This is a genomic window from Nonomuraea mangrovi, from assembly GCF_042681425.1.
GTDB lineage: Bacteria > Actinomycetota > Actinomycetes > Streptosporangiales > Streptosporangiaceae > Nonomuraea > Nonomuraea mangrovi.
In genome coordinates this window covers 446,021-469,859 of sequence record NZ_JBHUFV010000033.1, presented here as the reverse complement: position 1 = coordinate 469,859, position 23,839 = coordinate 446,021, and the positions used below count along the sequence as shown (strand labels likewise).

Below are 23,839 nucleotides of genomic sequence, written 5' to 3'. Positions count from 1 at the left end.
AGCCCGGTGCGGAGGGGGTCCACCGGAGAGCCCGCCCGACGATCCCGGCGTGACGGCGGGTCAGCGGCGGCGCTGACGTGGCGTGGAAAGGCAGCGTGGAAAGGCAGCGCGAAAGGCAGAAGGCCACCGGTGACCCCGGTGGCCTTCTGCCGTTGCTTGCCGTACGGAAACGAACGCGCGGCTCCCGCGCGGAGGAGGAAAGGTCAGGCGGTGGCCGCCTGGATCGGGGTGCGGCCGCGGCTGAGGAGCCAGGCCATCGCTGCCAGCCCCGCGACCTGTAGCGGCCAGCCCATCAGCACCTTGGCGATGCCGAGCGCGGCGATCGCCTCGTCGCCCCCGCCGAACAGGTAGATCGGCAGCTGCACCGCCACCCGCACGACACACGGCAGCATGAGCAGCCACGTGAGCTTGGTGCACAGTTTCACGATCCCTGGGTCCTTGTGCCACGCGGTGGGATCGCCCGTGACCGACCCGATGAGGAAACCGACGACCGGCCACCTGGCGGCGATGGAGATCAGCATGGCGGCGGCGTATCCGGCGTTGTAGAGGATGCCGGGCAGGTACACATCGCGCGCGTCGCCGGTACGGGAGGCGAAGAACCAGCCGATGCCGATGCCGATCAAGCTGTTGATCACGAACTGCGGGGTGGAGCGCTGCGCGAGGCGGACCAGCAGCAGCACGGCCGCCAGGGAGGCGCTGATGATGAGCGACAGGTTGAGCTGCTCGGTCGCCAGCCACGACACCGTGAAGGCGATGGTCGGCACCGCGGCCTCGACGATGCCACGAAAGCCGCCGAGCGCCTTGGACAGCTGCGCCCTGATGGCGGACTCAACGGTGTCGTGGGCCGTAGCCTGCTCTGTCACGTGATCGATCGCTCCCTGTCAGGCGCCTGGGCGCAGTTCGTAGCGCGGGTTGAACATCACCTTGCGCCCGTCTTGCATGCTGACCAGGCCCTCGGCTTTGACGATGCGGCCCGGCTCGATGCCCGCGATCTTGCGTCGGCCGAGCCACACCAGGTCGATCACGTCTGAGCCGTCGTAGAGCTCGGCCTCCAACGCGGGGGCGCCGCCCCGCGGTCGCAGCGTCACCGTACGTAGCGTACCCGCCACACAGAAACGTCGCCTGCCACCGCAGGACACGATCGGCGTGGCGCCCGCCTGGTCGGCGTCCTCACGCAGTTCCTCGGCCTCCAGCTCGGCCTGCGAGGAGGCCAGTCTGCTGAAGAACCCGCGCAATCCCCCGCGTTTGGGGGGCTCTGCCGTACTAGTCATGATGACTCAGCTTATGCGATGACGCGGTCAGCGGGTCTCGGTCATTTCCGGCCCTCTTTTGAAGGGGTTCTGAGCCGCCGAAGAAGGAGCGGGTCCGGTGTGCCGCTCTCCCGGGATCCGCAGCAGGATGGGCTCCTCCGGGGCCATCGGCTCCTCGCCGCGCACCACGACCACATCGCGGATGACGGCTTCGAGCGGCTCGGCCGCGGCGGAGTCGACGGCGGCCTTGCCGCTGAAGACCGCGCGCAGGAACCAGCGCGGGCCGTCGACGCCCACGTAGCGGACCGCCTGGGTGCCGGCCTCGCCGGGAATGGTGCCCACCAGCTCGGGGCCGAACGAGCCCTCGGTCACCTCGACCGTGCCGCCCGCCTCCTTCACGCTGGCGATCAGCTTGGTCCTGACCTCGTCCCACAGGCCGCCCCGCTTGGGTGCGGCGAAGGCGTGCAGCTGCAGGGCGCTGTCGCCGTGGAGGACGACCACGCCGATGGGCTGGTCGCCCGCGACGGCGATCTGCACGTCGAGTCCTTCGCTGACGCTGACGCGCATGCCGCCGAGGTCGACGCGGTCGCCCTCGGGGTGCGGCTCGTCGGCGTCCCACGGGCCCGACTCGCGCGCCTGCCGCTCGACGGCCGCCTCCGCGGCCTGCTGCTCGGGCTGCTCATGCCTGCGACGTCGGAACACTGTCGATCACTCCCTCATCTACCTGTGGAACCGAAGCCGTCGGCCCCGCGCATGGAGCCGGGCAGCCGGTCCACCTCGTAGAAGGTGGCCCGCTCGACCCGCTGGACGACCAGCTGGGCGATGCGGTCGCCGCGTCGCAGCCGGACCGCCTCCTTGGTGTCGGTGTTGAGCAGCGTCACCTTGATCTCGCCCCGGTAACCCGCGTCGACGGTGCCGGGGGCGTTGACGAGCGTGACGCCGTGCTTGGCGGCCAGCCCCGAGCGCGGGTGCACGAAGGCGGCGAACCCGTCGGGCAGCGCGATCGCCACGCCGGTGCCGACCAGCGCGCGCTCGCCCGGCAGCAGCTCGACGTCCGCCGCGGCCACCAGATCGGCCCCCGCGTCGCCGGGATGCGCGTAGCTCGGCACCGGCAGGTCGGGGTCGAGGCGATGGATGAGCACCTCTACGGTCATGCGGTCTCCTCGCTACACCCCAACGTACGCGTCATGAGGGATGAGACTACCCCTTGGGCTGCTCGGATTTGCTCTTCGCGGGAACCTCGGGCGGTGGTGGCGTGTCCGCCGGCGGCAGGGCCGGGGGTACGTGGCGAAGCTCGGGCAGCGCCCGGTAGATGACCGCGGCGACCGGTACGGCCACGGCCGCCCCCGCGATGCCGCCGAGGATGCCGCCGACGGCCAGCACGATGATGATCGCGAGTGGGTGGAAGTTGAGCGCCCTGCCGACGATGAGCGGCTGCAGCACGTGGTTCTCCAGCTGCTGCTCGACGATGAGCACAGCGAGGAAGATGAGCGCCTTGAGTGGGCTGGTCGTGCCGAGCGTGACCAGGGTGGCGACCGTGCCGGCGATGAAGATGCCGACGATGGGGATGAAGCTGGCGAGGAAGATGAGGATGGCCAGCGGTGCCCAGAGCGGCACGCCGAGCCCCGCCAGCACGATGCCCATGACCAGGCCGTGGACGGCCGCGACGGCGACCGTGCCCTGAACGTAGTGGGAGACCGTCGCCCAGGCCACCCTGCCCGCCCTGTCGACGCGGGAGGACATTCCGCCGAAACCCTTGAGGAACCAGGCCCAGATCCTGTCGCCGTCCTTGAGCAGGAAGAACGTCACGAAGAGCATGAGCACCATCGAGGCGAGCACCTCGATGGCGACCTGCCCGGCGGTCAGCACCGTGTTGGTGATGGCGGCCTGCGAGGTCTGCAGCTGGTTGGTGATGGTCTTGACCCAGTCGTCGAGCTGCTTGGTGTCGAGGTGGATGGGCCCCGTCACCAGCCAGTCGCGCAACTCGTTGATCGACTTCTGCACCTGGTCGACCACGGTCGGGAACTCGTCGCTGGCCCTGGCCCCGATGAGCCAGCCCGCGCCGGCCAGGACGGCGAGCGCGATCAGCAGGGTGATCCAGGTGGCGTAGATGGGCCGCAGGCCCGCGTTGGTCAGCCTGCTGCTGAGCGGGTAGAGCAGCGCGGTCAGCAACAGCGCGATCGCCACCGGCAGCGCCACGAAGCTGAGCCTGGCGACGATCGAGGCGAAGACGTAGACGACCACGCCGACGACGATCAGGCACGCGCTCCATGCGGCCATCTTGGCCACGAGGGGTGGTACCAGCTGGGTTGGGCGGTCGGAGAACACATGTTCAAGACTGGCATGTCCCTGACCCGAACGCGCGCGGTTATCGCCGTGGACGAAACATCTGGGGGCACGACGGCGGGCCGTACCCCCAGAAACACCCCCAGAAGGTCAGGCCAGCTCGACGGCCACCGCCAGTTCCTCGCCCGCCTCCAGCACGAACTCGTCGACGTTGCCCGAGCCGCACAGGTCGTCGGCGCCCTGCCGGACCAGGCCGGGCTGCGGGGCGTGGACGGTGAGCCTGGCGATCTCGGCGCGCATCGACACCTTCGCCTCGGACTTGGCCTTGCGGACCTGCCGCAGCACCTCCGACACCAGCGCCAGCAGCGCGGGGTCGCCCTCGCCCGCCTCGGCCTCGGGCCAGGCGGCGCGGTGGACCGACCCGTCGCGCCACCACGACCACACCTCTTCGGTGACGAACGGCAGGAACGGCGCGAACAGCCGCAACTGCACCTCGAGCGCCTGCCTGAGCGCGGCGTGGGCGGAGGAGGCGGCCGCGTCGCTGTCGTAGGCGCGGGCCTTGACCAGCTCGAGGTAGTCGTCGCAGAAGGACCAGAAGAAGCGCTCGGCCACCTCGAGAGCCCGCGCGTAGTCGTAGCCCTCGAAGGCGTCGGTGGCCTCCCGCACCGTCTGCGACAGCGCGGCCAGCATCGACAGGTCGAGCGGCTCGGTGACCCGCTCGCCCTCGGGGAAGCCGAGCACGAACTTCGACGCGTTGAGGATCTTGATGGCCAGACGGCGGCCGATCTTCATCTGGCCGGTGTCGAAGGCGGTGTCGGTGCCGGGCCGGCCGCCGGCCGCCCAGTAGCGCACGGCGTCGGAGCCGTACTCCTCCAGCATGGACATGGGCGTGGTGGCGTTGCCCTTGGACTTCGACATCTTCTTGCGGTCGGGATCGAGGATCCACCCGGAGATCGCGACGTTCTTGAACGGCAGCGAGTCGAACTCCTGGTGGGCGCGGACCACCGCGGAGAACAGCCAGGTGCGGATGATCTCGTGCGCCTGCGGCCGCAGGTCCATCGGGAACACCCGTGCGAGCAGGTCGGGATCGCGTTCCCAGCCGCCGACGATCTCGGGTGACAGCGACGAGGTGGCCCAGGTGTCCATGACGTCGGTGTCGCCCACGAAGCCGCCGGGCACGCCGCGCTGCTCCTCGGTGTAGCCGGGCGGCACGTCGGAGGAGGGGTCGACGGGCAGCATGTCCTCCGTGGGGAGGATCAGCGCGCCGGTGTCGACGTCGTACCAGACGGGGAACGGCACGCCGAAGAAGCGCTGGCGGGAGATCAGCCAGTCGCCCGCCAGGCCCTTGACCCAGTTGTCGTAGCGGACCCGCATGTGCGGCGGGTGCCAGACCAGCTCGGCGCCCCTGGCCAGCAGGCGCTCGCGCAGCTCGGCGTCGCGCCCGCCGTTGCGGATGTACCACTGGCGGGTGGTCACGATCTCGAGAGGCTTGTCGCCCTTCTCGTAGAACTTCACCGGGCGCCTGACCGGGCGCGGCTCGCCGTCGAGGTCGCCGGACTCGCTCAGCATCTCCACGATCCGCTCGCGGGCGCTGTGGACGGTCTTGCCCGCCAGCTCCTTGTACGGCTCGGCGTCGACGCCCTCGGGCGGCTCGGGCAGCAGCCTGCCGTCCCATCCGATGACGGGCCTGGTCGCCAGGTCGAGCTCGCGCCACCAGGTGACGTCGGTGATGTCGCCGAACGTGCAGATCATCGCGATGCCCGAGCCCTTGTCAGGCTCGGCCAGGTGGTGGGCCAGGATCGGCACCTCGGCGCCGAACAGCGGCGACAGGACGACGGTGCCGAACAGCGGTTTGTACCGCTCGTCGTCGGGGTGGGCCACGAGCGCGACGCAGGCGGGGATCAGCTCGGGCCTGGTCGTCTCGATCCAGACGGGGCCCTGGTCACCGTAGAAGGAGATCCGGTGGAAGGCCCCCGGCCACTCCCTGTCCTCCAGCTCGGCCTGGGCGACGGCGGTGCGGAAGGTGACGTCCCACAGTGTCGGCGCCTCGGCCTGGTAGGCCTCACCGCGCGCCAGATTGCGCAGGAAGGCGCGCTGGGAGGCGGCACGCGAGGCGCCGTCGATGGTGGCGTAGGTCAGGCTCCAGTCGACCGACAGGCCGAGCCGCCGCCACAGCTCCTCGAAGGCCTTCTCGTCCTCGATCGTGAGCCGCTCGCACAGCTCGATGAAGTTGCGCCTGGAGATGCTGACCTGCTGCTTGCCCGGCTTGTCGGGCGGCTGGAACGACGGGTCGTACGGCACGGAGGCGTCGCCCCGCACGCCGAAGTGGTTCTGTACCCTGCGCTCGGTCGGCAGGCCGTTATCGTCCCAGCCCATCGGGTAGAAGACCTCGCGCCCGCGCATCCGCTGGTAGCGGGCGATGGTGTCGGTGTGGGTGTAGGAGAAGACGTGGCCGACGTGCAGCGAGCCGGAGACGGTCGGCGGCGGGGTGTCGATCGAGTAGATCTGCTCCCGCGTCCTGGACCTGTCGAAGCGGTAGACGCCCTCGGACTCCCAGCGCTCTACCCATACCTGCTCCAGGCCGTCGAGAGTAGGTTTCTCGGGCATGAGCGGATGGCGTGATCGCTGAGTCATGCCTCCAAATGGTACGCGTCGAAGACGAATAGGGTTGCCACATGAAGACAGAGGAGAAGCCCGACATCGCCTGGCGGGTGATCGGCGGCCTGGTGGGTCTGGCCACCGCCTGGGCGGCCAAGAAGGTGCTCGGTTACGTGTGGGTGAAGGCCACCGGCAAGGAGGCGCCCATCGACACCGAGTCCGACGAGGTCGGCATGGCCGAGGCGATCGGCTACGCGGTGGTGATGGGCGTGGGCATGCAGGTGGCCCAGATCGTGGTCAACAAGACCGCGAAGAAGCGCTACCTCGCGTGGAAGGCGCTCAAGACTCCAACGCAGTGAGGAACTCGCTCGCCCAGCGGTCCACGTCGTAGGTCGACACCCGGCGGCGCAGAGCACGCATCCGCCGGGCCACCTCGTGCGGCGTGGCCCGCATGGCGGTCATCATCGTCCGTTTGAGTCCCTCGACGTCGTACGGGTTGACGAGGTAGGCCTGCCTGAGCTCGTCGGCGGCCCCGGCGAACTCGCTCAGCACGAGCGCCCCCCGCAGGTCGTGGTGGCAGGAGACGTACTCCTTGGCGACCAGGTTCATCCCGTCGCGCAGCGGGGTCACGACCATCACGTCGGCCGCCAGGTAGAGCGCGGCCAGCTCGTCACGGCTGTGCGACTGGTGGAAGTACTGGATCGGCTGGGCGCCCAGCGCGGAGTGCTCGCCGTTGATCCTTCCCACCTGCAGCTCGATGTCGTCGCGCAGCCTGCGGTACTCGTCGACCCGCTCCCTGCTCGGCGTCGCGATCTGCACGAAGACCGCCTCGCCAGGGCCCAGCGTCGCCTCCGTCAGCAGCTCGCCGAAGGCCTCGAGGCGCTGGCCGATCCCCTTGGTGTAGTCGAGCCTGTCGACGCCGAGCAGGACGTGCTCGGGGTCGCCGAGCTCGGCGCGGATCTCCTTGGCGCGCTGCACGATGTGCGGTTCGCGGACCAGGACGTCGAGCTCGGAGAAGTCGACCGAGATGGGGAAGGCCTGCGCGGTGACGACGCGGTCGCCGTAGTAGACCTCGTTGCCCTTGTAGGACAGCCCGAGCAGGCGGCGGCAGAGCCTGATGAAGTTGGAGGCGCCGCCCGGCAGCTGGAAGCCGACCAGGTCAGCGCCGAGCAGTCCTTCGAGGAGTTCGGTGCGCCACGGCAGTCGCCAGTACAGCTCGACGGGCGGGAAGGGGATGTGCAGGAAGAAGCCGATGCGCAGGTCGGGGCGGCGCCGGCGGAGCATGGCGGGGACGAGCTGGAGCTGGTAGTCCTGCACCCAGACGACCGCGCCCTCTTCGGCGGCCTCGGCGGCGGCCTCGGCGAAGCGTTCGTTGACCCTGCGGTAGGTCTCCCACATGCGGCGCTCGAAGACGGGCGGGGCGACCACGTCGTGGTACAGGGGCCAGAGGGTGGCGTTGGAGAAGCCCTCGTAGTAGAGCTCGACCTCCTCGGCCGACAGCGGGATCGGGATGAGGCTCATGCCGTCCTGCTCGAACGGCTCCAGCTTCTCGTCCGGCGCGCCGGGCCAGCCGAGCCAGGCGCCCTGGCGGCGCTGCATGACCGGTGCGATCGCGGTGACGAGCCCCCCGGGGCTCCTCCGCCACGCGGCCGTGCCGTCGGATTCGATCGTTCTGTCCACCGGAAGCCGGTTGGCGACGATCAGGAACGAGCTACGGCCGGCCACGCATGTCCTCCTGGGCTGTCGACAATTCCGTGGACATCTACCCCGGATTTACACAAAAAAACACAAACCGGTCAACTGTCCCAGGTGTAGAATCCCCTCCCCGTCTTGCGGCCCAGCTCTCCCCTCGCCACCATCTCGCGCAGCAGGGCGGGCGGCTCGAAGCGAGGGCCGAGCCTGGCGTGCAGGTACTCGGCGACGGCCAGCCGCACGTCGAGTCCGACGAGATCGCCGAGCCTGAGCGGGCCCATGGGGTGGCTGTAGCCGAGGGTCATGGCGGTGTCGATGTCCTCGGCGCCGGCGACGCCCTCCTCGACCATGCGGATGGCCTCGAGGCCGAGGAGCACGCCGAGGCGGCTGGTGGCGAACCCGGGCGAGTCGTTGACCACCACGCCCGTCTTGCCCAGCGCCTCGACGTGCCGCCTGGCCGCGGCGAGCACGCCCGGCGGGGTCTGCGGGGTGACGACGATCTCGACGAGGCGCTGCACGGGCACCGGGTTGAAGAAGTGCAGGCCGATCAGCCGGTGCGGGACGTCCAGCCCTGCCGACAGCTCGCTGATGGACAGCGAGCTGGTGTTGGTGGCCAGCAGCGCCCTGGGCCGGATCCGCGCCTCGGCCGCCGCCAGCACCTCGACCTTGAGCTTCGGGTCCTCGGGCACCGCCTCGATCACCAGGTCGGCCGCCTCGGGCACGGGCCCGAGCGTCAGCCGCCGCAGCGCCTCGTCGGCGCGCACGTCCTGCTGCCTGGACTCGGCCGTCCGCAGCCCCCTGGCAATCCGCTCCTGCGCGGCGGCGGCCGCGGCGTCGTCCGCCTCCTGTACGGTCACCCGCGCCCCTGCGGCGAGGAAGACCTGGGCGATGCCGGCGCCCATGCGCCCGCCGCCGATCACCGCGACCCGCACCGCCATGTCAGGCGTGGCGGCGCGACTGGACGACGAAGAACCTGCCCGCCACGAACCCTGGATCGGTGAGCGAGGCGGTCGCGGCCGGGTTGGCACCCGTGCCGTGGTAGTCGCTGAAGGCCGCGGACTGGTTGACGAACACGCCGCCCGTCAGGTTGCACGACAGGTTGACCCCCGCGTCGAGCGCCGCCCTCTCGGCCGCCTCCAGCACCTGCGGGGAGGTGGAGTAGACCGAGGCGGTCAGCGCGCCGCGAGAGGAGATCGTCCTCCGCAGCACCGCCAGTGACTCCTCCGTCGAGCCCGTGGCGATGACGAACGCGACGGGGCCGAAGTGCTCGCGCCCGTAGGTCTCCTCGTCGGCCTGGGAGAGCTTGACGATCACCGGTGTGCGCACCGTGGCTCCTGGGAAGGCCGGGTGGGTCACCGCCCTGGACTCCAGCACGACCTCGCCCAGCGAGGGCGCGGCCTCGACCCTGCCCAGCACGCCCGCGTTGACGATCGCGCCGGTGAGCTCGACCGCTCTGGCGTCGTCGCCGAGCAGCCGCGACACGGCGGCCGCCAGGTCGGCGGCGACCTCGGCGAGGCTCTTGGGCCCCGCGTCGGTCTGGATGCCGTCGGAGGGGATGAGGATGTTCTGCGGCGCCGTGCACATCTGGCCGCTGTAGAGCGACAGGGAGAAGGCGATGTTGCCCAGCATGCCCTTGTAGGAGTCGGTGGAGTCGACGACGACCGTGTTGACCCCTGCCTTCTCGGTGTGCACGAGCGCCTGGGTGGCGTTGCGCTCCAGCCAGTCGCCGTACTCGGTGGAGCCGGTGAAGTCGACGATCCGCACGTCGGGGTGGGTGGCGAGCTGACTGGCCAGGCCCTGCCCCTCCTCGGCGGCGAGCGTGACCAGGTCGGGGTCGAAGCCCGCCTCCTCCAGCACCTCACGGGCGATGGCCACGGTGATCGCCAGCGGCAGGATCGCGCCAGGGTGCGGCTTGACGATGACGGGGTTGCCGGTGACCAGCGAGGCGAACAGGCCGGGGTAGGCGTTCCACGTGGGGAAGGTGTTGCAGCCGATGACGAGGGCGACACCGCGCGGCACGACCGTGAACGTCTTCTCCATCACCAGCGGGTCGCCCTTGGCGGGCTTCTCCCAGCGCGCGTGGGACCGCGCGGCGGTCATGGCGGCCAGGCCGTAGGCGACGGCCTCGAGGCCGCGGTCCTGCGCGTGGGGTCCGCCCGCCTGGAAGGCCATGACGAACGCCTGGCCCGTGGTGTGCTGGACGGCGTTGGCGATCTCGAAGCTGCGCTGGTTGATGCGGTGCAGGATCTCGGCGCAGACCTGCGCCCTCTCCTGCGGTCCCGCGTCGCGCCACGCCGGCATCGCCGCCCCCGCCAGGTCGACGAGCTGCTCGGGCGAGGGCTCGGGGTAGGTCACGCCGAGCTCCATCCCGTACGGCGAGCGCTCGGCGCCGATCCACAGCCCGGTGCCCTGCTGCTCGATCGGGAACGGCTTGCCGAGGTAGGACTCGAAGGCCTCCTTGCCCCGTTCGGCCGCGCCCTCGCCGTACACCCGGGGGCTCGGCGACTCGGGGTAGGCGCTCCAGTAACCCCGCTCGGCGATGGCCTTCATGGCCCTTGTGAGCGTGTCCCCGTGCTGGTCGAACATGGTCAGCGCCTCCCTTGACAGGACCTGCGGACGATGATGTGTTTACCGAACATTCGGTCAGCTGACAAGGGAGACATCCGTGGAGTCCGCGCGTCGCATGATGGCGGCCGACGTGGCCTCGGCCGCACTGGGGATCGAGCTGGCGGAACTGGCTCCCGGACAGGCGGTCTGCACGATGGCCGTGACCGAGCGGATGGTCAACGGGCACGCCATCTGCCATGGCGGCTACGTCTTCCTGCTGGCCGACACGGCCTTCGCGTGCGCCTGCAACTCCCATGGGCCCGTCACGGTGGCGGCGGGCGCGGAGATCTCCTTCGTCTCCCCCGCGCAGGCCGGTGAGACGCTGACCGCCACGGCGCTGGAGCGGACGCGTTTCGGACGGAACGGGATCTACGACGTCACGGTGCGAGGCGGCGACGGAAGGGTGGTCGCGGAGTTCCGCGGGCGCAGCCGCGCCTTGGAGGAGGAGAGCAGATGATCTCGTCGGACGAGCTCGCCGCGCTGCAGCTGGAGCGGCTCCGGTGGACCCTCGACCACGCCTATCGCAACGTCGCGCTGTACAGGGAGAAGTTCGACGCGGCAGGGGTGCACCCGGCCGACTGCAAGGAGCTGGCCGACCTGGCGAGGTTCCCCTTCACCACCAAGGACGACCTGCGCTCGTGCTACCCGTTCGGCATGTTCGCGGTGCCGCGCGAGCAGGTGGTGCGCGTGCACGCCTCCAGCGGCACGACGGGCAAGCCGACCGTGGTGGGCTACACCAGGCGCGACATCGACACCTGGGCCGAGGTCATGGCCAGGTCGCTGAGGGCGGCGGGCGGCAGGCCCGGCGACATCGTGCACGTCGCCTACGGATACGGACTGTTCACCGGCGGGCTGGGCGCGCACTACGGCGCCGAGCGGCTCGGCTGCACGGTGGTGCCGGTCTCCGGCGGCATGACGCCCCGTCAGGTACAGCTCATCACCGACTTCCGTCCCGACGTCATCATGGTGACCCCCTCGTACATGCTGGCGCTGCTGGAGGAGTTCGAGGCGCAGGGCCTGGACCCGCGCGCGACCTCTCTGCGGATCGGCGTCTTCGGCGCGGAGCCGTGGACGGAGGAGATGCGCGCGGAGATCGAGAGCGCCTTCGGCCTGGACGCCGTGGACATCTACGGCCTGTCGGAGGTCATCGGCCCCGGCGTGGCGCAGGAGTGCGTGGAGACCAAGGACGGGCTGCACGTCTGGGAGGACCACTTCTACCCCGAGATCGTCGACGCGGACGCCGACGGCAGGGGCGAGCTGGTCTTCACCTCCCTCACCAAGGAGGCGATGCCCGTCATCCGCTACCGCACCCACGACCTGACCCGCCTGCTCCCCGGTACGGCGATGCCGGCCTTCCGGCGGATGGAGAAGGTGAGGGGACGCACCGACGACATGATCATTCTGCGCGGCGTCAACGTCTTCCCCACGCAGATCGAGGAGATCGTGCTGCGCACCCCCGGCCTTTCGCCGCACTTCATGATCGAGCTGAGCAGACCGGGCCGCCTCGACGTGATGACGGTCCGGGTGGAGGCCTCACCGGGCGCCTCGGCCGAGGCGCTGGCCAGGACGGTCAAGGACACCGTCGGGGTCACGATCGCGGTCGAGCTCGTGGAGCAGGGGACGCTGGCCAGATCGGCGGGCAAGCTCCAACGCGTAGTGGACTTTCGGGATAATTAGCCACATGACCACCCCTCCGACCCGTCAGCGCGGGCGCGGGCACGACCCCGAGTCCGTCCTGCACATGGCCGTGACGGTGTTCAACGAGCGCGGCTACGACGGCACCAGCATGGAGGACCTCGCCCGCGCCCTCGGGGTGACCAAGTCGGCGATCTACTACCACGTGCCGGGCAAGGAGCAACTGCTCGCGCGGGCCCTCGACAGGGCGCTGGACGGCCTGTTCACGATGATCGCCGACCCGATGGCGGTGTCGGGCCCGGCGATCACGCGGCTGGAATGGGTGGTGCGGCGCAGCGTGTCGATCCTCGTGGAGCGCCTGCCGTACGTCACACTGTTGCTGAGGGTGCGCGGCAACAGCGCCACCGAGCAGGACGCGCTGGAGCGGCGGCGGGAGTTCGACAGATTCGTCAGCCACCTGGTGAAGGAGGCCGCGGCGGAGGGGCACATCAGGCCCGACGTGGATCCCGCACTGGTGACGCGGCTGCTGTTCGGGACGGTCAACTCGATCACCGAGTGGTACCAGCCGTCACGCGGGGGCTCGGCCGACGAGCTCGCCGACGCCATCCTCACGATCGCCTTCGACGGGCTGCGCACCCGCTGACGCGGGCGGCCCAGGGGGCGAGGCGGGGGAGGGCCCGCCGCCCTGGGCGCCGGCATCTCAGACGAGGTGTCAGGTTTCGAGCTCGGCCGAACCGGGGGTCGGCGGCAGCGTGGGGCGTTTGACCCGCAGATCAGCGCGGATCGCCTCACCGAGTTTCTTGGTGGCCGCCCGGTTGAGCATGCCACCGGCCACGGCTCCGGTGAGGAAGGGACCGAGCGTCGTCAGGTGCCGTCCGAGAGTCCTCATCAGTCTGTTGCGCAGCGCCGTCTTCGTCGCCGCACCCAGCGCGAGCGTGACGGAGGCCGGCGCCAGCGGGTCGATGCCCCGCTGCCTCGACCAGGCCGCGGCGAACGCGACGGCACGCTGGGTGCCCGTGCCTGGCACCTCGATGCCGTAGACCTGATGGAGCTCGGCCAGCAGCTTCACTTCGATGGCCGCCACCACGATGGTCTCGGCGACCAGCTGGGCCGGCGCCGACAGCAGCAGCGGCGGGGCGGCGAACTCGGCCGCGGCCAGGGCGCCGCCGATCGCGCCGACCGTCATCGTCGCCTTCTGCGCGGTGCGGACGAGATCGTCGGCCAGCTGCTCGCCGGTGAGGCCGTGGTGATGTTCGGAAAGGGTCGCCAGATCCCTGATGGGGATGCGGGGCGCGATGTTCAGGAACACGTCGGCCAGCCACCGGCCTCTGCCGACGCCCGAGGCGTTCGCCCTCCTGGCGCCTTCGCTCAGCGACCTGGTGAGGCGGCCGAGCAGCCTGCGCCGCTCGGCGCTCTCCAGCTCACCAGGCCGCACCAGACGGCCGACGAGCTCGCCGACCTCGCGATCGGGATCCTCGACCTCGGGTTTCGGGTCCTTGTCCACGGCGGAGGCAGCGGACGACTCTGCGACCTCTGCGTCGTTCACAGGGTCGTCCCGCTCCTCTTTCTTGGATGACACGATGCGGTGCCCTCTCGGTCAGGCGGCGCACTCCCTGCAGACCTGCTGCCCGTTCCTCTCGGAGGCCAGCTGGCTGCGGTGGTGCACAAGGAAGCACCGCGAGCAGGTGAACTCGTCGGCCTGGCGAGGGATCACCCGCAGGGACAGCTCCTCATTCGACAGGTCCGCACCGGGCAGCTCGAGCGACTCGGCGAGGTCCGTCTCGTCGATGTCGATGCTGCCGGAGGACTTGTCGGTCCGCCGCGCCTGGAGTTCCTGGAGGCTGTCCTCCCCCAGGTCGTCATCGGTCTTGCGCGGGCTGTCGTAGTCGGTAGCCATTGTGCTTGCTCCATCCCCCTCATCTATGGTGTCGCGCTCGTCGCGCGTGTCTAACGTCCGAGAGGCCCATCTTGTGCCCGATCCTTCAGGGAGATTTGTGCATCGGTACCCCGGAGGAACGGCTGCTGAACCTCCCGACACGAAGGGGCCTGCCGCCAACGGCCTGTGGTTAGCCAAATATGGCGAAACACACAGCATTGGCGGCATGCACCACCGTGTTCGACGGCACATCCAACCACATGTACGGCGCGAACGAGACTCCCCCGTCAGATCAACACGCCGGACTAGCGCCCGGGGAGTCGAATGGTCACGACAAGTCCTCCGCCGTCGCGCGGCACCGCGGCCACGTTTCCGCCGTGCGCCTGCACGACCGCGCGGACGATGGACAGGCCGAGTCCCGATCCCTTCGCCGAGTCCACGCGGTCCGCGTGGAGCCTTCTGAAGGGCTCGAACAGGCTGTTCACCTCGTACGCCGGGACATGCTGTCCCGTGTTGGCCACCTGAACAACCAGTGCCCCGTCCACCATTCCCGTGCGGATCCAGACTTTTCCGTTTCCTGGCTCGCTTTCCGGGATGTTGTATTTGACGGCGTTCTCCAGCAGGTTGCTGATGGAGCGTTCTAGCAGCACGGGATCGCCCAGCGTGGGCGCAGGCGACAGCTCGGTGGTGACGGTGACGCCCTGCTCGGCCGCGAAGGGCGCGAGCTGCTCCACGGCCGTCATGGCGACCTCCTTGACGTCCACCGGCTTGCGCACGCGCAGCTCGCGTTCGCTACGGGCGAGCAGGAGCAGGCCCTCGATCAGCTTCTCGTTGCGGGCGTTGACCTCGAGGAGGGTACGGCCGAGCGCCTTCAGGTCCTGGGACGCCTCGGGGTCGGACAGCGCGATCTCCAGAACCGTCCTGTTGATGGTGAGGGGCGTGCGCAGCTCGTGCGAGGCGTTGGCGACGAACCTTCGCTGGGTGTCGAAGGCGACGTTGAGCCTGGTCAGCATCGCGTCGAAGGTGTCGGCGAGCTCCTTCAGCTCGTCCTGGGGTCCCTTGAGGTCGATGCGCTGGTGGGCGAGGTTGCTCTCGGACAGCTTCTTGGCCGTCGCCGTCATCTGCGCGACGGGCCGCAGCGCCCTGTCGGCCACGAAGTAGCCGAGGATCAGCGCCAGGATGCCCACCCCGATCAGCACCATGACGGACTGCCTGATCAGGTTCTCCAGGATGGCGTTGATGTTGTTGTTCATCAGGAGCTCGGACTGGTCGTTCAGCGACTCGGCCAGCCCGGACGGCGCCCACTGCGGCAGCTTCAGGGTGAACTGGAAGCCCTGGTGGAGCACCGAGCTGACGATGAGATACATCACCGAGAGCAGGAACGCCCCCGCCACGAAGAACAGCGCGCTGTAGGTCAGCGTGAGCCGCCACCGGATGCTCACCCTGTCGCGCATCACCCTGATGCGCTCGGCCATCGTCTCCTCGCCCTCGGGCTGGAGGGGCGGCGGTCCGTCCCACTCGCCGCCGCCCTGCCGCGGGGCCTGCTCGTCCCCCTGGCCCAGCTGCTCCACCCTCGTCCGCGTCATGCTGGCCCGCTCCGAGTGCGGACTGATCATCGGATGGGTGGGAACCGCCGGACGGTCCTGCTCGTCGCTCACAACTTGTATCCCACTCCCGGGACGGTCTCGATCACCTGCGGCTCACCGAGCTTCTTGCGCAGCGTCATCATGGTGACGCGCACGACGTTGGTGAACGGGTCGATGTTCTCGTCCCATGCCTTGTCCAGCAGGTCCTCCTGGCTCACCACGGCGCCCTCGGCGCGCAGCAACTCCTCGAGGACCGCGAACTCCTTCTTCGTCAGCTGGATCTCCTTGCCGTCGCGCTCGACGAGCCGCTTGCCGGGGTCCAGCCGTACCCCGGCCCGCTCGAGCACCGGGGGCAGGGCGGGCGCCGACCTGCGGCCGAGCGCGCGCACCCTGGCCACCAGCTCGACGAACACGAACGGCTTGGCCAGGTAGTCGTCGGCGCCGAGGCCGAGACCCTCCACCTTGTCGTCGACGTCGCCCGCCGCGGTCAGCATCAGGATCCTGGACGCGCTGCGCTCGGCGACCAGCCTGCGCGCCACCTCGTCGCCGTGGACCACCGGCAGGTCCCTGTCCAGCACGATCACGTCATAGTCGATGTAGGAGGTCTTCTCCAGCGCCGCGCCGCCGTCGTAGGCCACGTCCACGGCCATGGCCTCGCGACGGAGCCCCGTCGCGATCGCGTCGGCGAGCACCCGCTCGTCCTCAACCACAAGCACCCGCACGGCTGCCGGCACCTCTTCCCCGCTCCTGGATGTGGCTCTCATTTTCACCACATCTCCGATAAACGCACGGTAAGGCATGTGCGGGGCCATCGTGACGCAGGGCACATGCGATCGGAGGTTTCGGACCGCGGTGAGGGTGGGTAGACACGCGGGACACCCATCGCCGCGTGCCGTTGAACCCCCATGACCGCACGCGCCGCCCCCGAGATGCATGTGAGAGAGAAGGTGAGATGGGCGAGTTCACGACCACGATCGAACGCCGCCTCTGCCAGGCCTACAAGGGTCTCGACGAGGCGAGGTCCGTCGGCGACGACTACCTCGCCGACACCCTCACCGCGGAGATCGAGGATCTGCGACGCCTGGCCGACGACCACGGTGTCCCGTTGCCGCGCTGAACCGCACCGCATGTGACGACGGCCGGAGCCCCGCGGGGCTCCGGCCGTCGTCACGTCCACGGGCGGGCAGTGTCAGGCGTCGCGTTCGGGGTCGAGCGGCACGAGCAGGTCGTGCAGTTCCTCGAACAGCCCTGGAGCGGCGCACAGCGTGAGCTCGCCGTTCGGCGGCCTGCCGTTCAGCCCGCCGATCCTGGCGCCGGACTCGGCGGCGATCAGCCCTGCCGCGGCGTAGTCCCAGTAGTTGATCCCTCGCTCGTAGTAGGCGTCCACCCTGCCCGCCGCCACCGAGCACAGGTCGATCGCGCAGGAACCGCCGCGCCTGATGTCCCGCACCGAGGGCAGGACGGCCGCCGCGACCTGCCCCTGCACCCTGCGGCGGGAGGCGTCGTAGCCGAAACCGGTCGCCACCAGGGCCTGCCCGAGCGGCACGCCGCTGTTGCAGCGCAGCCGCGAGACCGCGAGACCGTCCTTGTGCAGGACGGCCCCGCCGCCGAGCGAGGCGCTGAACAGCTCGCCGCGCGGCACCACGTTGACGACACCCGCGACGATCCTGCCGTCCACCTCGACGGCGATGGAGACCGCCCACTCGGGCAGGCCGTACAGGAAGTTGACGGTGCCGTCGATCGGGTCGACGACCCACCTGACCCCGCTGGAGCCCGGCGTGTCGCCGCCCTCCTCCCCGAGGATCATGTCGTCCGGCCTGGCCTCCCTGATCCTGGCCCTGATGAGCTCCTCCGAGGCGCGGTCGAGCGCGGTGACGACGTCGGTCGGGCTCGACTTGGTCTGCACGACCTCGGGGTTGCTCGGCCGCTTGGCCAGCAGCATGTCGCCCGCCTCGCGGGCGATGTCCGTGGCCAGTGCCGCGAAGTCCGTCATCTACGCCACCGAGTCCGGGCGCTTCCACTCCTGGCCGAGCACGTGCTGGGCGAGGAAGGCGAGCACCGTCTCGTACCAGGCGACGGCGTTGCCCGGCTTGAGGATCCAGTGGTTCTCGTCGGGGAAGTAGAGGAACTTCGACTCGACGTTGCTGCGCTGCAGGTCCCACCACAGGCGCAGGGCCTCGCCGATCGGCACGCGGTAGTCCCTGTCGCCGTGGACGACCAGCATCGGCGTGCGGATCTGGTCGAGGGCGCCGTGCGGGGAGAGCTTGGCGTACCGCTCGGTGCCCGGCGCGCCGAACTCGCGCTGCCAGTACATGGAGGCGTCGGTGGTGCCGGCGAACTGGTCGAGGTTCCACAGCGAGGCGTGGGTGACGATCGCCTTGTAGCGGTCGGAGTGCCCGGCGACCCAGTTGGCCATGTAGCCGCCGAACGAGCCGCCCATCGTGCCCAGGCGCGTCTCGTCGATCTCGGGCAGCTTGAGCGCCTCGTCGACGATGGAGTCGAGGTCGGCGAGCGTGCGCGGACCCCACTCGCCCCAGCCCCGGTCGATCATGTGCTGGCCGTACCCGGTGGAAAGGGCGGGGTCGGGCAGCAGGACGGCATAGCCGTGCTCGGCCATGATCCACGGGTTCCAGCGCCACGACCAGTCGTTCCACGAGGAGACAGGGCCACCGTGGATCCACAGCAGGAACGGGGCGGGGTTCTCGGCGGAGGCGTCCTTGGGCAGCACCAGCCAGCCGCGGATCTCCTGCCCGTCGTCGGCCACGGCCGACAGCTCGGTGAGGGTGCCGGGCAGGTCGAGTGCGGGGGCGGGCGAGGGCAACTCGACCACCTCGCCGGTGGCGGCGTCGATCCTGGCCGGCGTGGCGGGGCCGTGGTAGCCGCTGCGCAGCGCGTAGAGGAAACGGCCGTCGCCGGAGGCGCTGAGCGCGAGGTAGGCGGCGTCGTCGGTGGTGAGCCTGTCGAAGGAGCCGTCGAGCGACACCCGGAAGACGGGGCGGCGGCCCTGGTGGTCGGCCACCAGATAGACGGCGCCTGAGTCGGGAGCCCATTCGAGGTCCGCGGGGAACAGGTCGTCGGCGTAGGTCCTGCCCTCACCGGTGGCCAGGTCGCCGATCCACAGCTCCGAGCGGGCCGAGACATCGAGCGCGGTGTGGCGGGAGCGCGAGCAGGCCACGCGGGCGCCGTCGGGCGAGATCCGCAGCGGCCCCTCGAAGTCGTGGTCGTCGGCGGCGAAGAGCGTGCGCCGCTCCCCCGTGGCCACGTCGATCGCGACGATCTCGGTGCGCTGCTGCCCCGCGTCGAGGGGCACCGTCCACGTGGTGAGCACTATGGCGCCGTCGGGGGTGAGCGCGAAGTCCAGGTGGTCGTCCAGATGGGCGCCGGAGTCGGGAGTCAGGTCCCTGACCTCCTCCAGCCGGTCGGCGCCCAGCCTGGCCGCGAACAGGCGGGTACGGCCGGGGCCGAGGTCGTGGTCCCAGTAGCGGACCGGGTAGCCCTCGTGCAGGATCGCGCTGATGCCCGCGTCCTTCCTGGCCTTGCGCCGCTCCTCGTCGGCGGCCTCGTCACCGGGCAGCACCTCGGAGGCGAACACGACGACGTCGCCCGCGGTCCGCGCCGCGCCGATGCCGCCCGGCCGGGTGGCGATCTGCCAGGCCTCGCCGCCCGCGCGCGGCAGCAGCCAGAGCGCCGGCACCTCCTCGTCGGAGTCCTTGACGGTCGGGTCGGGGCGGCGCGAGGTGAACAGCACGTCACCCGCCGCGGTGAACTCCGTGCCCGCCTCTCCCTTGGCGCTCCTGGTGAGCCGGTACGGCTCGCCGTCCACGGGGATCGCCCAGAGTGCGGTGCCGAACGACTTCCCGTCGGGGTTGAGGGACTGTACGGCGCTGACGAGCCGGGATCCGTCCGGCGAGAGCTTCAGCGAGAGGACTCGGGGGATGGCCACATAGTCACGAATATCCTTGAATGAGCTCACGTCACGAACCTACATCGTGGCCCCCATAGGCTTACCAGCGTGGGGAACTACGACGCTTTGCTGCTGCTGTCCTTCGGCGGTCCCGAGGGACCCGACGACGTGATGCCGTTTCTCGAGAACGTCGTGCGGGGCAGAGGGGTGCCGCGCGAGCGGCTGCTCGAGGTGGCCGAGCACTACCAGTCCTTCGGCGGGGTCAGCCCGATCAACCAGCAGAACCGCGACCTGATCGAGGCGCTGCGGCCGGAGCTGGACGTGCCGATCTACTGGGGCAACCGCAACTGGCGGCCGTTCGGCGAGGACACGGTCCTGCGGATGAAGGCCGACGGCATCACCAAGGCGGCGGTCTTCGCCACCTCGGCGTTCGCCGGCTACTCCAGCTGTCGCCAGTACTACGAGGACATCGCCCGCATCTCCGTCGAGGGCGGCCCCGAGCTGGTCAAGATGCGGCACTTCGGCGAGCACCCCGGCTTCGTCGCGGCGATGGCCGACCACGCCAGGCAGGCGCTCGACCGGCTGGGCCGCGACGACGCCAGGCTGGTGTTCACCGCGCACAGCATCCCCGTCTCGATGGCCCAGACGGCGGGCCCGTCCGGCGGGCTCTACGAGGCGCAGCTTCGCCGGTCGGCGGAGCTGGTCAGCCAGGCGCTCGGCCGTACCGAGCCGTGGGAGCTGGTGTGGCAGTCACGCAGCGGCCCTCCGCAGGTGCCGTGGCTGGAGCCCGACGTGCTCGACCACCTGCGCAAGACGGACGCGCCCGCGGTGGTGCTGGTGCCGATCGGCTTCGTCTCCGACCACATGGAGGTCGTCTTCGACCTCGACGTGGAGGCCAGGCGGCTGGCGGCCGAGCTGGGGCTGCCGCTGGAGCGGGCGGCGACGGCCGGGACGCATCCGCGCTTCGTGCGGATGGTGCGCGAGCTCATGGCCGAGCCCGAGCCGGCGGCGTGCGCTCTGAGCTGCTGCCCCGCTCCCGTCCGCCGGCCCGCGTAGACGCGCTCTTCACGCCTCGCGGCCAGGCAGGGGACGTCGCGGGCGGGCGTCGGCGCACCCGCGGGCCACGTGAACCGGCAGGTCAGGCGGGCGTGGTGGGCGTGGACGCACGCGCGGGCCGCGTAACCTGCAGGTCAGGCGTAGGCGCGCGCGTACGCCTCGGACAGGCCGAGGACCTTGTTCACGTAGTCCCACGAGTGGTTGTAGAACCACACGGCCTTGCGCAACTTCTGCCCGCCCTGGCCCGCGCCGTTGGCGCACAGGTAGTTCGCGGCGCCCGGCACCGCGTCGTAGGGGCTCCAGATGTCCTTGCGGCCGTCGCCGTCGCCGTCCACTCCGTAGGCCTTCCAGGTGGCGGGCATGAACTGCATCGGGCCGAGCGCGCCCGCGCTCGAGGGGCCGTTGTTGCGCCCGTGGGAGCTCTCGACCTGGCCGATGGCGGCCAGCACGGTCCATGACAGGCCGGGGCAGCGGGTGGCGGCCGACTTGTAGAGGTCCAGGTAGCTGCCCTGCCGTACGACCTGCTTGTCGGGCTGGGACCGGGGCCGGGCGGGGGGACGGACACGGCCGACGGAGACGACCTGGGCGTGCTCGCCGAGCAGCCTGCGCACGCCGGCCTCGCCGATCTTGCCCGCCTTGCCGTGGAGGAGCACGGCGACGCCCTCCATGAGGCCGAGCCTGCGGCCGACCTCGGTGCTGACGATGCCGTCCACTCCCGGCAGGCCGAGCGTGGCGGAGGCGGCCACGCGCAGCCTGGGGCCGCCGTCGATCTGGTAGGACGCGCCGAGGACGAGGCCGAACCTGCGCGCGGCCGAGGTGTCGGCGACCAGTTCGCCCCTGGCCAGCGCGCTCCACACCTCCGGCTGGTCGGCGACGGCCTGCGGCGTCCATGACCGGTACTCGGAGGGCTCGACGGCCAGCAGGTTGACGCCCGTCCCCGCGACCTTCACCGAGCCCGCGTCCACCACGATCACCTTCTGCACGTGCTTGAGGCCGCCGAGCGCCAGGCGTGTCTGCTTCGGGACCGTGCCACGGGCGATGGCCAGCATCCGCGGCGGCGTGACCGTGATCCCAGGGCCGCCCTGGCCGAACTCCTTCACGGGGACCAGCGTGTCGAGGTGTTGCGTCTCGTTCTTGCGGACGGCGGAGGGCGCCGGATCCTTCTCCTTCTCCTGGTCCTCGCTCAGCGTGAACGCGAAGGCGCCGGCGGCGCCCACGGAGACCACGACGGCGAGAACGACCATGAGTCCCCGGACGGAGGGAAGAGCAGACACCCAGGCCACGTTAGACGATCAGGCGAAAAATCACTTGCTGTCCTGATAGACGGTGCGCAAAGGTTGGGCGCTTGGAGAGTAGGGGGACGTAGTGGTCGGGCCGTACCGGGGGCTTTTCAACACGCCCGGAGTCAAGGGTTTCGTTTTCGCCGGATTCATCGGCAGGATGCCGATGTCGATGCTGGGCATCGGGATCGTCCTGCTGATCTCCTTGATCACCGGTTCGTACGCCACGGCGGGAGCCGTCGCCGCCGTCACGAACATCTCCTTCGCCATCGCCGCCCCGCTGTCGGGCCGCCTGGTCGACAGGTTCGGGCAGGGCCGGGTCATCACACCGCTCGCCCTGGTCAACGGCGCGTCCATGGCGGCGCTCATGCTGTGCGCCGGATTCCGCCTGCCCGACTGGACGCTCTACGTCTCCGGATTCGTCGTCGGCGCCACCTCGGTGTCCCTCGGCTCGATGGTCCGCGCCCGCTGGTCGCACCAGCTCGGCGGCTCGGCGAAGCTGCACACCGCCTTCGCGTTCGAGTCCGTGGCCGACGAGGTGATCTTCGTTACCGGGCCGGCGATGGTGACGGTCCTGGCCACCATGGTCAACCCGTTCGCCGGGCTGATCGTGGCGCTGGTGCTCATGTTGATCGGCACGCTCGCCTTCGCGATGCAGCGCGGCACCGAACCCCCGGTCTCCCCCGTACGGCACGTCGGCGGCAGCCCGATCACCATTCCCGGCATCGCCCTGCTGTCGTGCGTCTACCTCGCGCTCGGCGCGGTCTTCGGCTCGGTCGACCTGATCACCGTGGCCTTCGCCGAGGAGCACGGCGTCAAGGGCGCCGCCGGGTTCCTGCTGGCGGCCTTCGCGGGCGGTTCGATGGTGTCGGGCCTGTGGTTCGGCTCGCGGGCATGGAAGGTCTCGCTGCGGGCCAGGTTCGTCAGGGCTATCGCGATCTTCGCCGTCGGCCTGCTGCCGATCGCCTTCATCGGCAGCGCGCCCTTCATGGCGGGGGCGCTGTTCATCGCGGGACTGGCGATCTCTCCGACGCTCATCACGGGCTTCTCGCTCACCGAGCGGCTGGTGCCGCCGTCCCTGCTCACCGAGGGCATGGCGTGGATCTCCACCTCGATCGGGTTCGGCGTGGCGATCGGCGCATGGGCGGGCGGGCGGCTCACCGAGGCGTTCGGCGCGTCCAACGCCTACGGCTTCTCGCTGGCGTGCGCGCTGCTCGCGGCCCTCGTGGGCATCGGAGGTTCGGGTTTGCTGAGACTTCCCGAGGCTCCTTCACCGGCCAAAGGTTGATCCGCTACGGTCGGGAGATCCCTCAGACAACACCCTCAACACTGGAAAGTCTGTTATGTCCCGACATTTTGTTTCACTTCTTGCCATCGCGGCTGTTGCGGTCACCCTGACCCCATCAGCCGCGAACGCCGCTCCCGCTCGCAAGGAGGTCGACTGCACGCAGGTCAAGTGCCTCGCGCTGACCTTCGACGACGGCCCCGGCCAGTACGCGGGCAAGCTGCTCGACACGCTGAAGAAGTACGACGCCAAGGCGACGTTCTTCCTCGAGGGCCAGTACGTGAAGAGCCGCCCCGCCTTCGCCAAGCGCATGGCGGCCGAGGGGCACGAGCTCGGCAACCACAGCTACAAGCACCCCAACTTCACGCAGCTCGAGCCGGGGGCCATCCGGAACGAGATCAAGAAGACGCAGGACATCATCAAGCAGACGGCGGGCGTGGAGCCCAAGCTGCTGCGCCCGCCGTACGGCATGGCGGACCTGCAGGTCTCCGACATCGCGGCCGAGTTCGGGATGCCGATGATCCTGTGGACCGGCGGGTCCCGCGACTGGGAGTCCAGGAACGAGACGTCCATCAAGAAGCAGACGCTCGCGGTCGCCAAGCAGGACGGCATCATCCTGATGCACGACTGGGTGAAGCAGACGGTCGACTCGATGCCCGCGCTCATCAAGACGCTGCAGGGCAAGGGCTACCATCTCGTGACCGTCTCCGAGGTGATCAAGAGCCAGAACCTGCAGCCAGGCGACATCTTCCCCGTTCCCGAAGGCTGGGAAAAGTGAGTATCG

General features: G+C 70.0%; 24 protein-coding genes. 8 read left to right on the top strand and 16 right to left on the bottom strand.

All coding sequences use genetic code 11. From position 1 onward, the window contains the following. Nucleotides 1-203: 203 nt before the first annotated feature. The 6 genes from ACFSKW_RS20595 to valS form a co-directional block, all read right to left on the bottom strand. The gene (locus tag ACFSKW_RS20595; protein WP_379573903.1) at nt 204-863 is read right to left on the bottom strand and encodes a DUF3159 domain-containing protein; all 660 of its coding nucleotides are present in this window, start codon (nt 861-863) and stop codon (nt 204-206) included. Between the two features lie 18 nt (nt 864-881). Continuing rightward, on the bottom strand, nt 882-1,271 hold the full coding sequence (locus ACFSKW_RS20590) for an OB-fold nucleic acid binding domain-containing protein (RefSeq protein ID WP_379573902.1): 390 nt from the start codon (nt 1,269-1,271) through the stop codon (nt 882-884). A gap of 27 nt (nt 1,272-1,298) precedes the next feature. Beyond that, nucleotides 1,299-1,952 (bottom strand): DUF3710 domain-containing protein, encoded by a 654-nt coding sequence (locus ACFSKW_RS20585; RefSeq protein ID WP_379573901.1) that lies wholly within the window; start codon nt 1,950-1,952, stop codon nt 1,299-1,301. Nucleotides 1,953-1,966: 14 nt separating this feature from the next. After that, the gene (dut, locus tag ACFSKW_RS20580; RefSeq protein WP_379573900.1) at nt 1,967-2,404 is read right to left on the bottom strand and encodes a dUTP diphosphatase; all 438 of its coding nucleotides are present in this window, start codon (nt 2,402-2,404) and stop codon (nt 1,967-1,969) included. Between the two features lie 46 nt (nt 2,405-2,450). After that, nucleotides 2,451-3,530, bottom strand: coding sequence for an AI-2E family transporter (locus ACFSKW_RS20575; RefSeq protein WP_379573899.1), 1,080 nt, complete (start codon nt 3,528-3,530; stop codon nt 2,451-2,453). A 156-nt stretch (nt 3,531-3,686) separates the two neighbouring features. Beyond that, on the bottom strand, nt 3,687-6,170 hold the full coding sequence (gene valS, locus ACFSKW_RS20570) for a valine--tRNA ligase (RefSeq protein ID WP_379573898.1): 2,484 nt from the start codon (nt 6,168-6,170) through the stop codon (nt 3,687-3,689). A 41-nt stretch (nt 6,171-6,211) separates the two neighbouring features. Here valS and ACFSKW_RS20565 point away from each other — a divergent pair, with 41 nt between their 5' ends. Next, nucleotides 6,212-6,493, top strand: a complete 282-nt coding sequence (locus tag ACFSKW_RS20565) for a DUF4235 domain-containing protein (RefSeq protein ID WP_379573897.1) — start codon at nt 6,212-6,214, stop codon at nt 6,491-6,493. On the opposite strand, the gene ACFSKW_RS20560 is transcribed toward ACFSKW_RS20565, so the two are convergent. From ACFSKW_RS20560 to paaN, 3 genes are all read right to left on the bottom strand, one after another. Beyond that, nucleotides 6,474-7,859, bottom strand: a complete 1,386-nt coding sequence (locus tag ACFSKW_RS20560) for an alpha,alpha-trehalose-phosphate synthase (UDP-forming) (RefSeq protein WP_379573896.1) — start codon at nt 7,857-7,859, stop codon at nt 6,474-6,476. The genes ACFSKW_RS20565 and ACFSKW_RS20560 overlap by 20 nt on opposite strands. Before the next feature lie 71 nt (nt 7,860-7,930). Continuing rightward, on the bottom strand, nt 7,931-8,764 hold the full coding sequence (locus tag ACFSKW_RS20555) for a 3-hydroxyacyl-CoA dehydrogenase family protein (RefSeq protein WP_379573895.1): 834 nt from the start codon (nt 8,762-8,764) through the stop codon (nt 7,931-7,933). 1 nt (nt 8,765) lies between these two features. After that, the gene (gene paaN / locus ACFSKW_RS20550; RefSeq protein WP_379573894.1) at nt 8,766-10,412 is read right to left on the bottom strand and encodes a phenylacetic acid degradation protein PaaN; all 1,647 of its coding nucleotides are present in this window, start codon (nt 10,410-10,412) and stop codon (nt 8,766-8,768) included. 97 nt (nt 10,413-10,509) lie between these two features. Between paaN and paaI the strand changes: the two genes are divergently transcribed. The 3 genes from paaI to ACFSKW_RS20535 are packed head-to-tail and all read left to right on the top strand — an operon-like array spanning nt 10,510 to nt 12,711. Further along, nucleotides 10,510-10,890, top strand: coding sequence for a hydroxyphenylacetyl-CoA thioesterase PaaI (gene paaI / locus ACFSKW_RS20545; protein ID WP_379574561.1), 381 nt, complete (start codon nt 10,510-10,512; stop codon nt 10,888-10,890). After that, a complete protein-coding gene (gene paaK / locus ACFSKW_RS20540) occupies nt 10,887-12,110 on the top strand; it encodes a phenylacetate--CoA ligase PaaK (protein WP_379573893.1) in 1,224 nt (407 codons plus the stop codon). Before paaI ends, paaK begins: the two co-directional genes overlap by 4 nt. Before the next feature lie 4 nt (nt 12,111-12,114). Continuing rightward, entirely contained in the window at nt 12,115-12,711 is a 597-nt protein-coding gene (locus ACFSKW_RS20535; protein WP_379573892.1) for a TetR/AcrR family transcriptional regulator, read from the top strand. 69 nt (nt 12,712-12,780) lie between these two features. Here the strand turns inward: ACFSKW_RS20535 and ACFSKW_RS20530 are convergent, their stop codons facing one another. The 4 genes from ACFSKW_RS20530 to ACFSKW_RS20515 all read right to left on the bottom strand — a co-directional run bounded on the left by ACFSKW_RS20530 (nt 12,781) and on the right by ACFSKW_RS20515 (nt 16,252). Continuing rightward, entirely contained in the window at nt 12,781-13,614 is an 834-nt protein-coding gene (locus ACFSKW_RS20530; RefSeq protein ID WP_379573891.1) for a hypothetical protein, read from the bottom strand. A gap of 51 nt (nt 13,615-13,665) precedes the next feature. Beyond that, the gene (locus ACFSKW_RS20525) at nt 13,666-13,965 is read right to left on the bottom strand and encodes a DUF4193 domain-containing protein (RefSeq protein ID WP_090929286.1); all 300 of its coding nucleotides are present in this window, start codon (nt 13,963-13,965) and stop codon (nt 13,666-13,668) included. Between the two features lie 284 nt (nt 13,966-14,249). Next, nucleotides 14,250-15,530: a sensor histidine kinase gene (locus ACFSKW_RS20520; RefSeq protein WP_379573890.1), complete on the bottom strand. Its 1,281-nt coding sequence runs from the start codon at nt 15,528-15,530 to the stop codon at nt 14,250-14,252. 68 nt (nt 15,531-15,598) lie between these two features. Beyond that, the gene (locus tag ACFSKW_RS20515; RefSeq protein WP_379573889.1) at nt 15,599-16,252 is read right to left on the bottom strand and encodes a response regulator transcription factor; all 654 of its coding nucleotides are present in this window, start codon (nt 16,250-16,252) and stop codon (nt 15,599-15,601) included. Nucleotides 16,253-16,482: 230 nt separating this feature from the next. Here ACFSKW_RS20515 and ACFSKW_RS20510 point away from each other — a divergent pair, with 230 nt between their 5' ends. Next, nucleotides 16,483-16,647 (top strand): hypothetical protein, encoded by a 165-nt coding sequence (locus tag ACFSKW_RS20510; protein ID WP_358126007.1) that lies wholly within the window; start codon nt 16,483-16,485, stop codon nt 16,645-16,647. 72 nt (nt 16,648-16,719) lie between these two features. Here ACFSKW_RS20510 and ACFSKW_RS20505 read toward each other — a convergent pair whose 3' ends face one another. Further along, complete coding sequence (locus ACFSKW_RS20505; protein ID WP_379573888.1) at nt 16,720-17,523, bottom strand: inositol monophosphatase family protein; 804 nt, start codon at nt 17,521-17,523, stop codon at nt 16,720-16,722. Continuing rightward, on the bottom strand, nt 17,524-19,503 hold the full coding sequence (locus tag ACFSKW_RS20500; protein WP_379573886.1) for a S9 family peptidase: 1,980 nt from the start codon (nt 19,501-19,503) through the stop codon (nt 17,524-17,526). It lies immediately after the preceding gene. 39 nt (nt 19,504-19,542) lie between these two features. On the opposite strand from ACFSKW_RS20500, the gene ACFSKW_RS20495 reads away from it, so the two are divergent. Then, a complete protein-coding gene (locus ACFSKW_RS20495) occupies nt 19,543-20,490 on the top strand; it encodes a ferrochelatase (RefSeq protein ID WP_379573885.1) in 948 nt (315 codons plus the stop codon). A gap of 134 nt (nt 20,491-20,624) precedes the next feature. On the opposite strand, the gene ACFSKW_RS20490 is transcribed toward ACFSKW_RS20495, so the two are convergent. After that, on the bottom strand, nt 20,625-21,764 hold the full coding sequence (locus ACFSKW_RS20490; RefSeq protein ID WP_379573884.1) for a lytic transglycosylase domain-containing protein: 1,140 nt from the start codon (nt 21,762-21,764) through the stop codon (nt 20,625-20,627). 91 nt (nt 21,765-21,855) lie between these two features. On the opposite strand from ACFSKW_RS20490, the gene ACFSKW_RS20485 reads away from it, so the two are divergent. Next, a complete protein-coding gene (locus tag ACFSKW_RS20485) occupies nt 21,856-23,058 on the top strand; it encodes an MFS transporter (RefSeq protein ID WP_379573882.1) in 1,203 nt (400 codons plus the stop codon). Between the two features lie 55 nt (nt 23,059-23,113). Further along, nucleotides 23,114-23,833 carry a polysaccharide deacetylase family protein gene (locus ACFSKW_RS20480; RefSeq protein ID WP_379573880.1) on the top strand — a complete coding sequence of 240 codons (720 nt, stop codon included), beginning with the start codon at nt 23,114-23,116 and terminating at the stop codon, nt 23,831-23,833. Nucleotides 23,834-23,839: the final 6 nt, after the last annotated feature.

Coding starts and splice junctions, on each gene's coding strand:
- ACFSKW_RS20505 (WP_379573888.1), bottom strand. CDS start 17,523: ATGACGGACTTCGCGGCACTGGCCACGGACATCGCCCGCGAGGCGGGC.
- ACFSKW_RS20555 (WP_379573895.1), bottom strand. CDS start 8,764: ATGGCGGTGCGGGTCGCGGTGATCGGCGGCGGGCGCATGGGCGCCGGC.
- ACFSKW_RS20535 (WP_379573892.1), top strand. CDS start 12,115: ATGACCACCCCTCCGACCCGTCAGCGCGGGCGCGGGCACGACCCCGAG.
- ACFSKW_RS20575 (WP_379573899.1), bottom strand. CDS start 3,530: ATGGCCGCATGGAGCGCGTGCCTGATCGTCGTCGGCGTGGTCGTCTAC.
- ACFSKW_RS20525 (WP_090929286.1), bottom strand. CDS start 13,965: ATGGCTACCGACTACGACAGCCCGCGCAAGACCGATGACGACCTGGGG.
- valS (WP_379573898.1), bottom strand. CDS start 6,170: ATGACTCAGCGATCACGCCATCCGCTCATGCCCGAGAAACCTACTCTC.
- ACFSKW_RS20565 (WP_379573897.1), top strand. CDS start 6,212: ATGAAGACAGAGGAGAAGCCCGACATCGCCTGGCGGGTGATCGGCGGC.
- ACFSKW_RS20590 (WP_379573902.1), bottom strand. CDS start 1,271: ATGACTAGTACGGCAGAGCCCCCCAAACGCGGGGGATTGCGCGGGTTC.
- ACFSKW_RS20510 (WP_358126007.1), top strand. CDS start 16,483: ATGGGCGAGTTCACGACCACGATCGAACGCCGCCTCTGCCAGGCCTAC.
- ACFSKW_RS20480 (WP_379573880.1), top strand. CDS start 23,114: ATGTCCCGACATTTTGTTTCACTTCTTGCCATCGCGGCTGTTGCGGTC.
- paaK (WP_379573893.1), top strand. CDS start 10,887: ATGATCTCGTCGGACGAGCTCGCCGCGCTGCAGCTGGAGCGGCTCCGG.
- ACFSKW_RS20520 (WP_379573890.1), bottom strand. CDS start 15,530: ATGACGCGGACGAGGGTGGAGCAGCTGGGCCAGGGGGACGAGCAGGCC.
- paaI (WP_379574561.1), top strand. CDS start 10,510: ATGATGGCGGCCGACGTGGCCTCGGCCGCACTGGGGATCGAGCTGGCG.
- dut (WP_379573900.1), bottom strand. CDS start 2,404: ATGACCGTAGAGGTGCTCATCCATCGCCTCGACCCCGACCTGCCGGTG.
- paaN (WP_379573894.1), bottom strand. CDS start 10,412: ATGTTCGACCAGCACGGGGACACGCTCACAAGGGCCATGAAGGCCATC.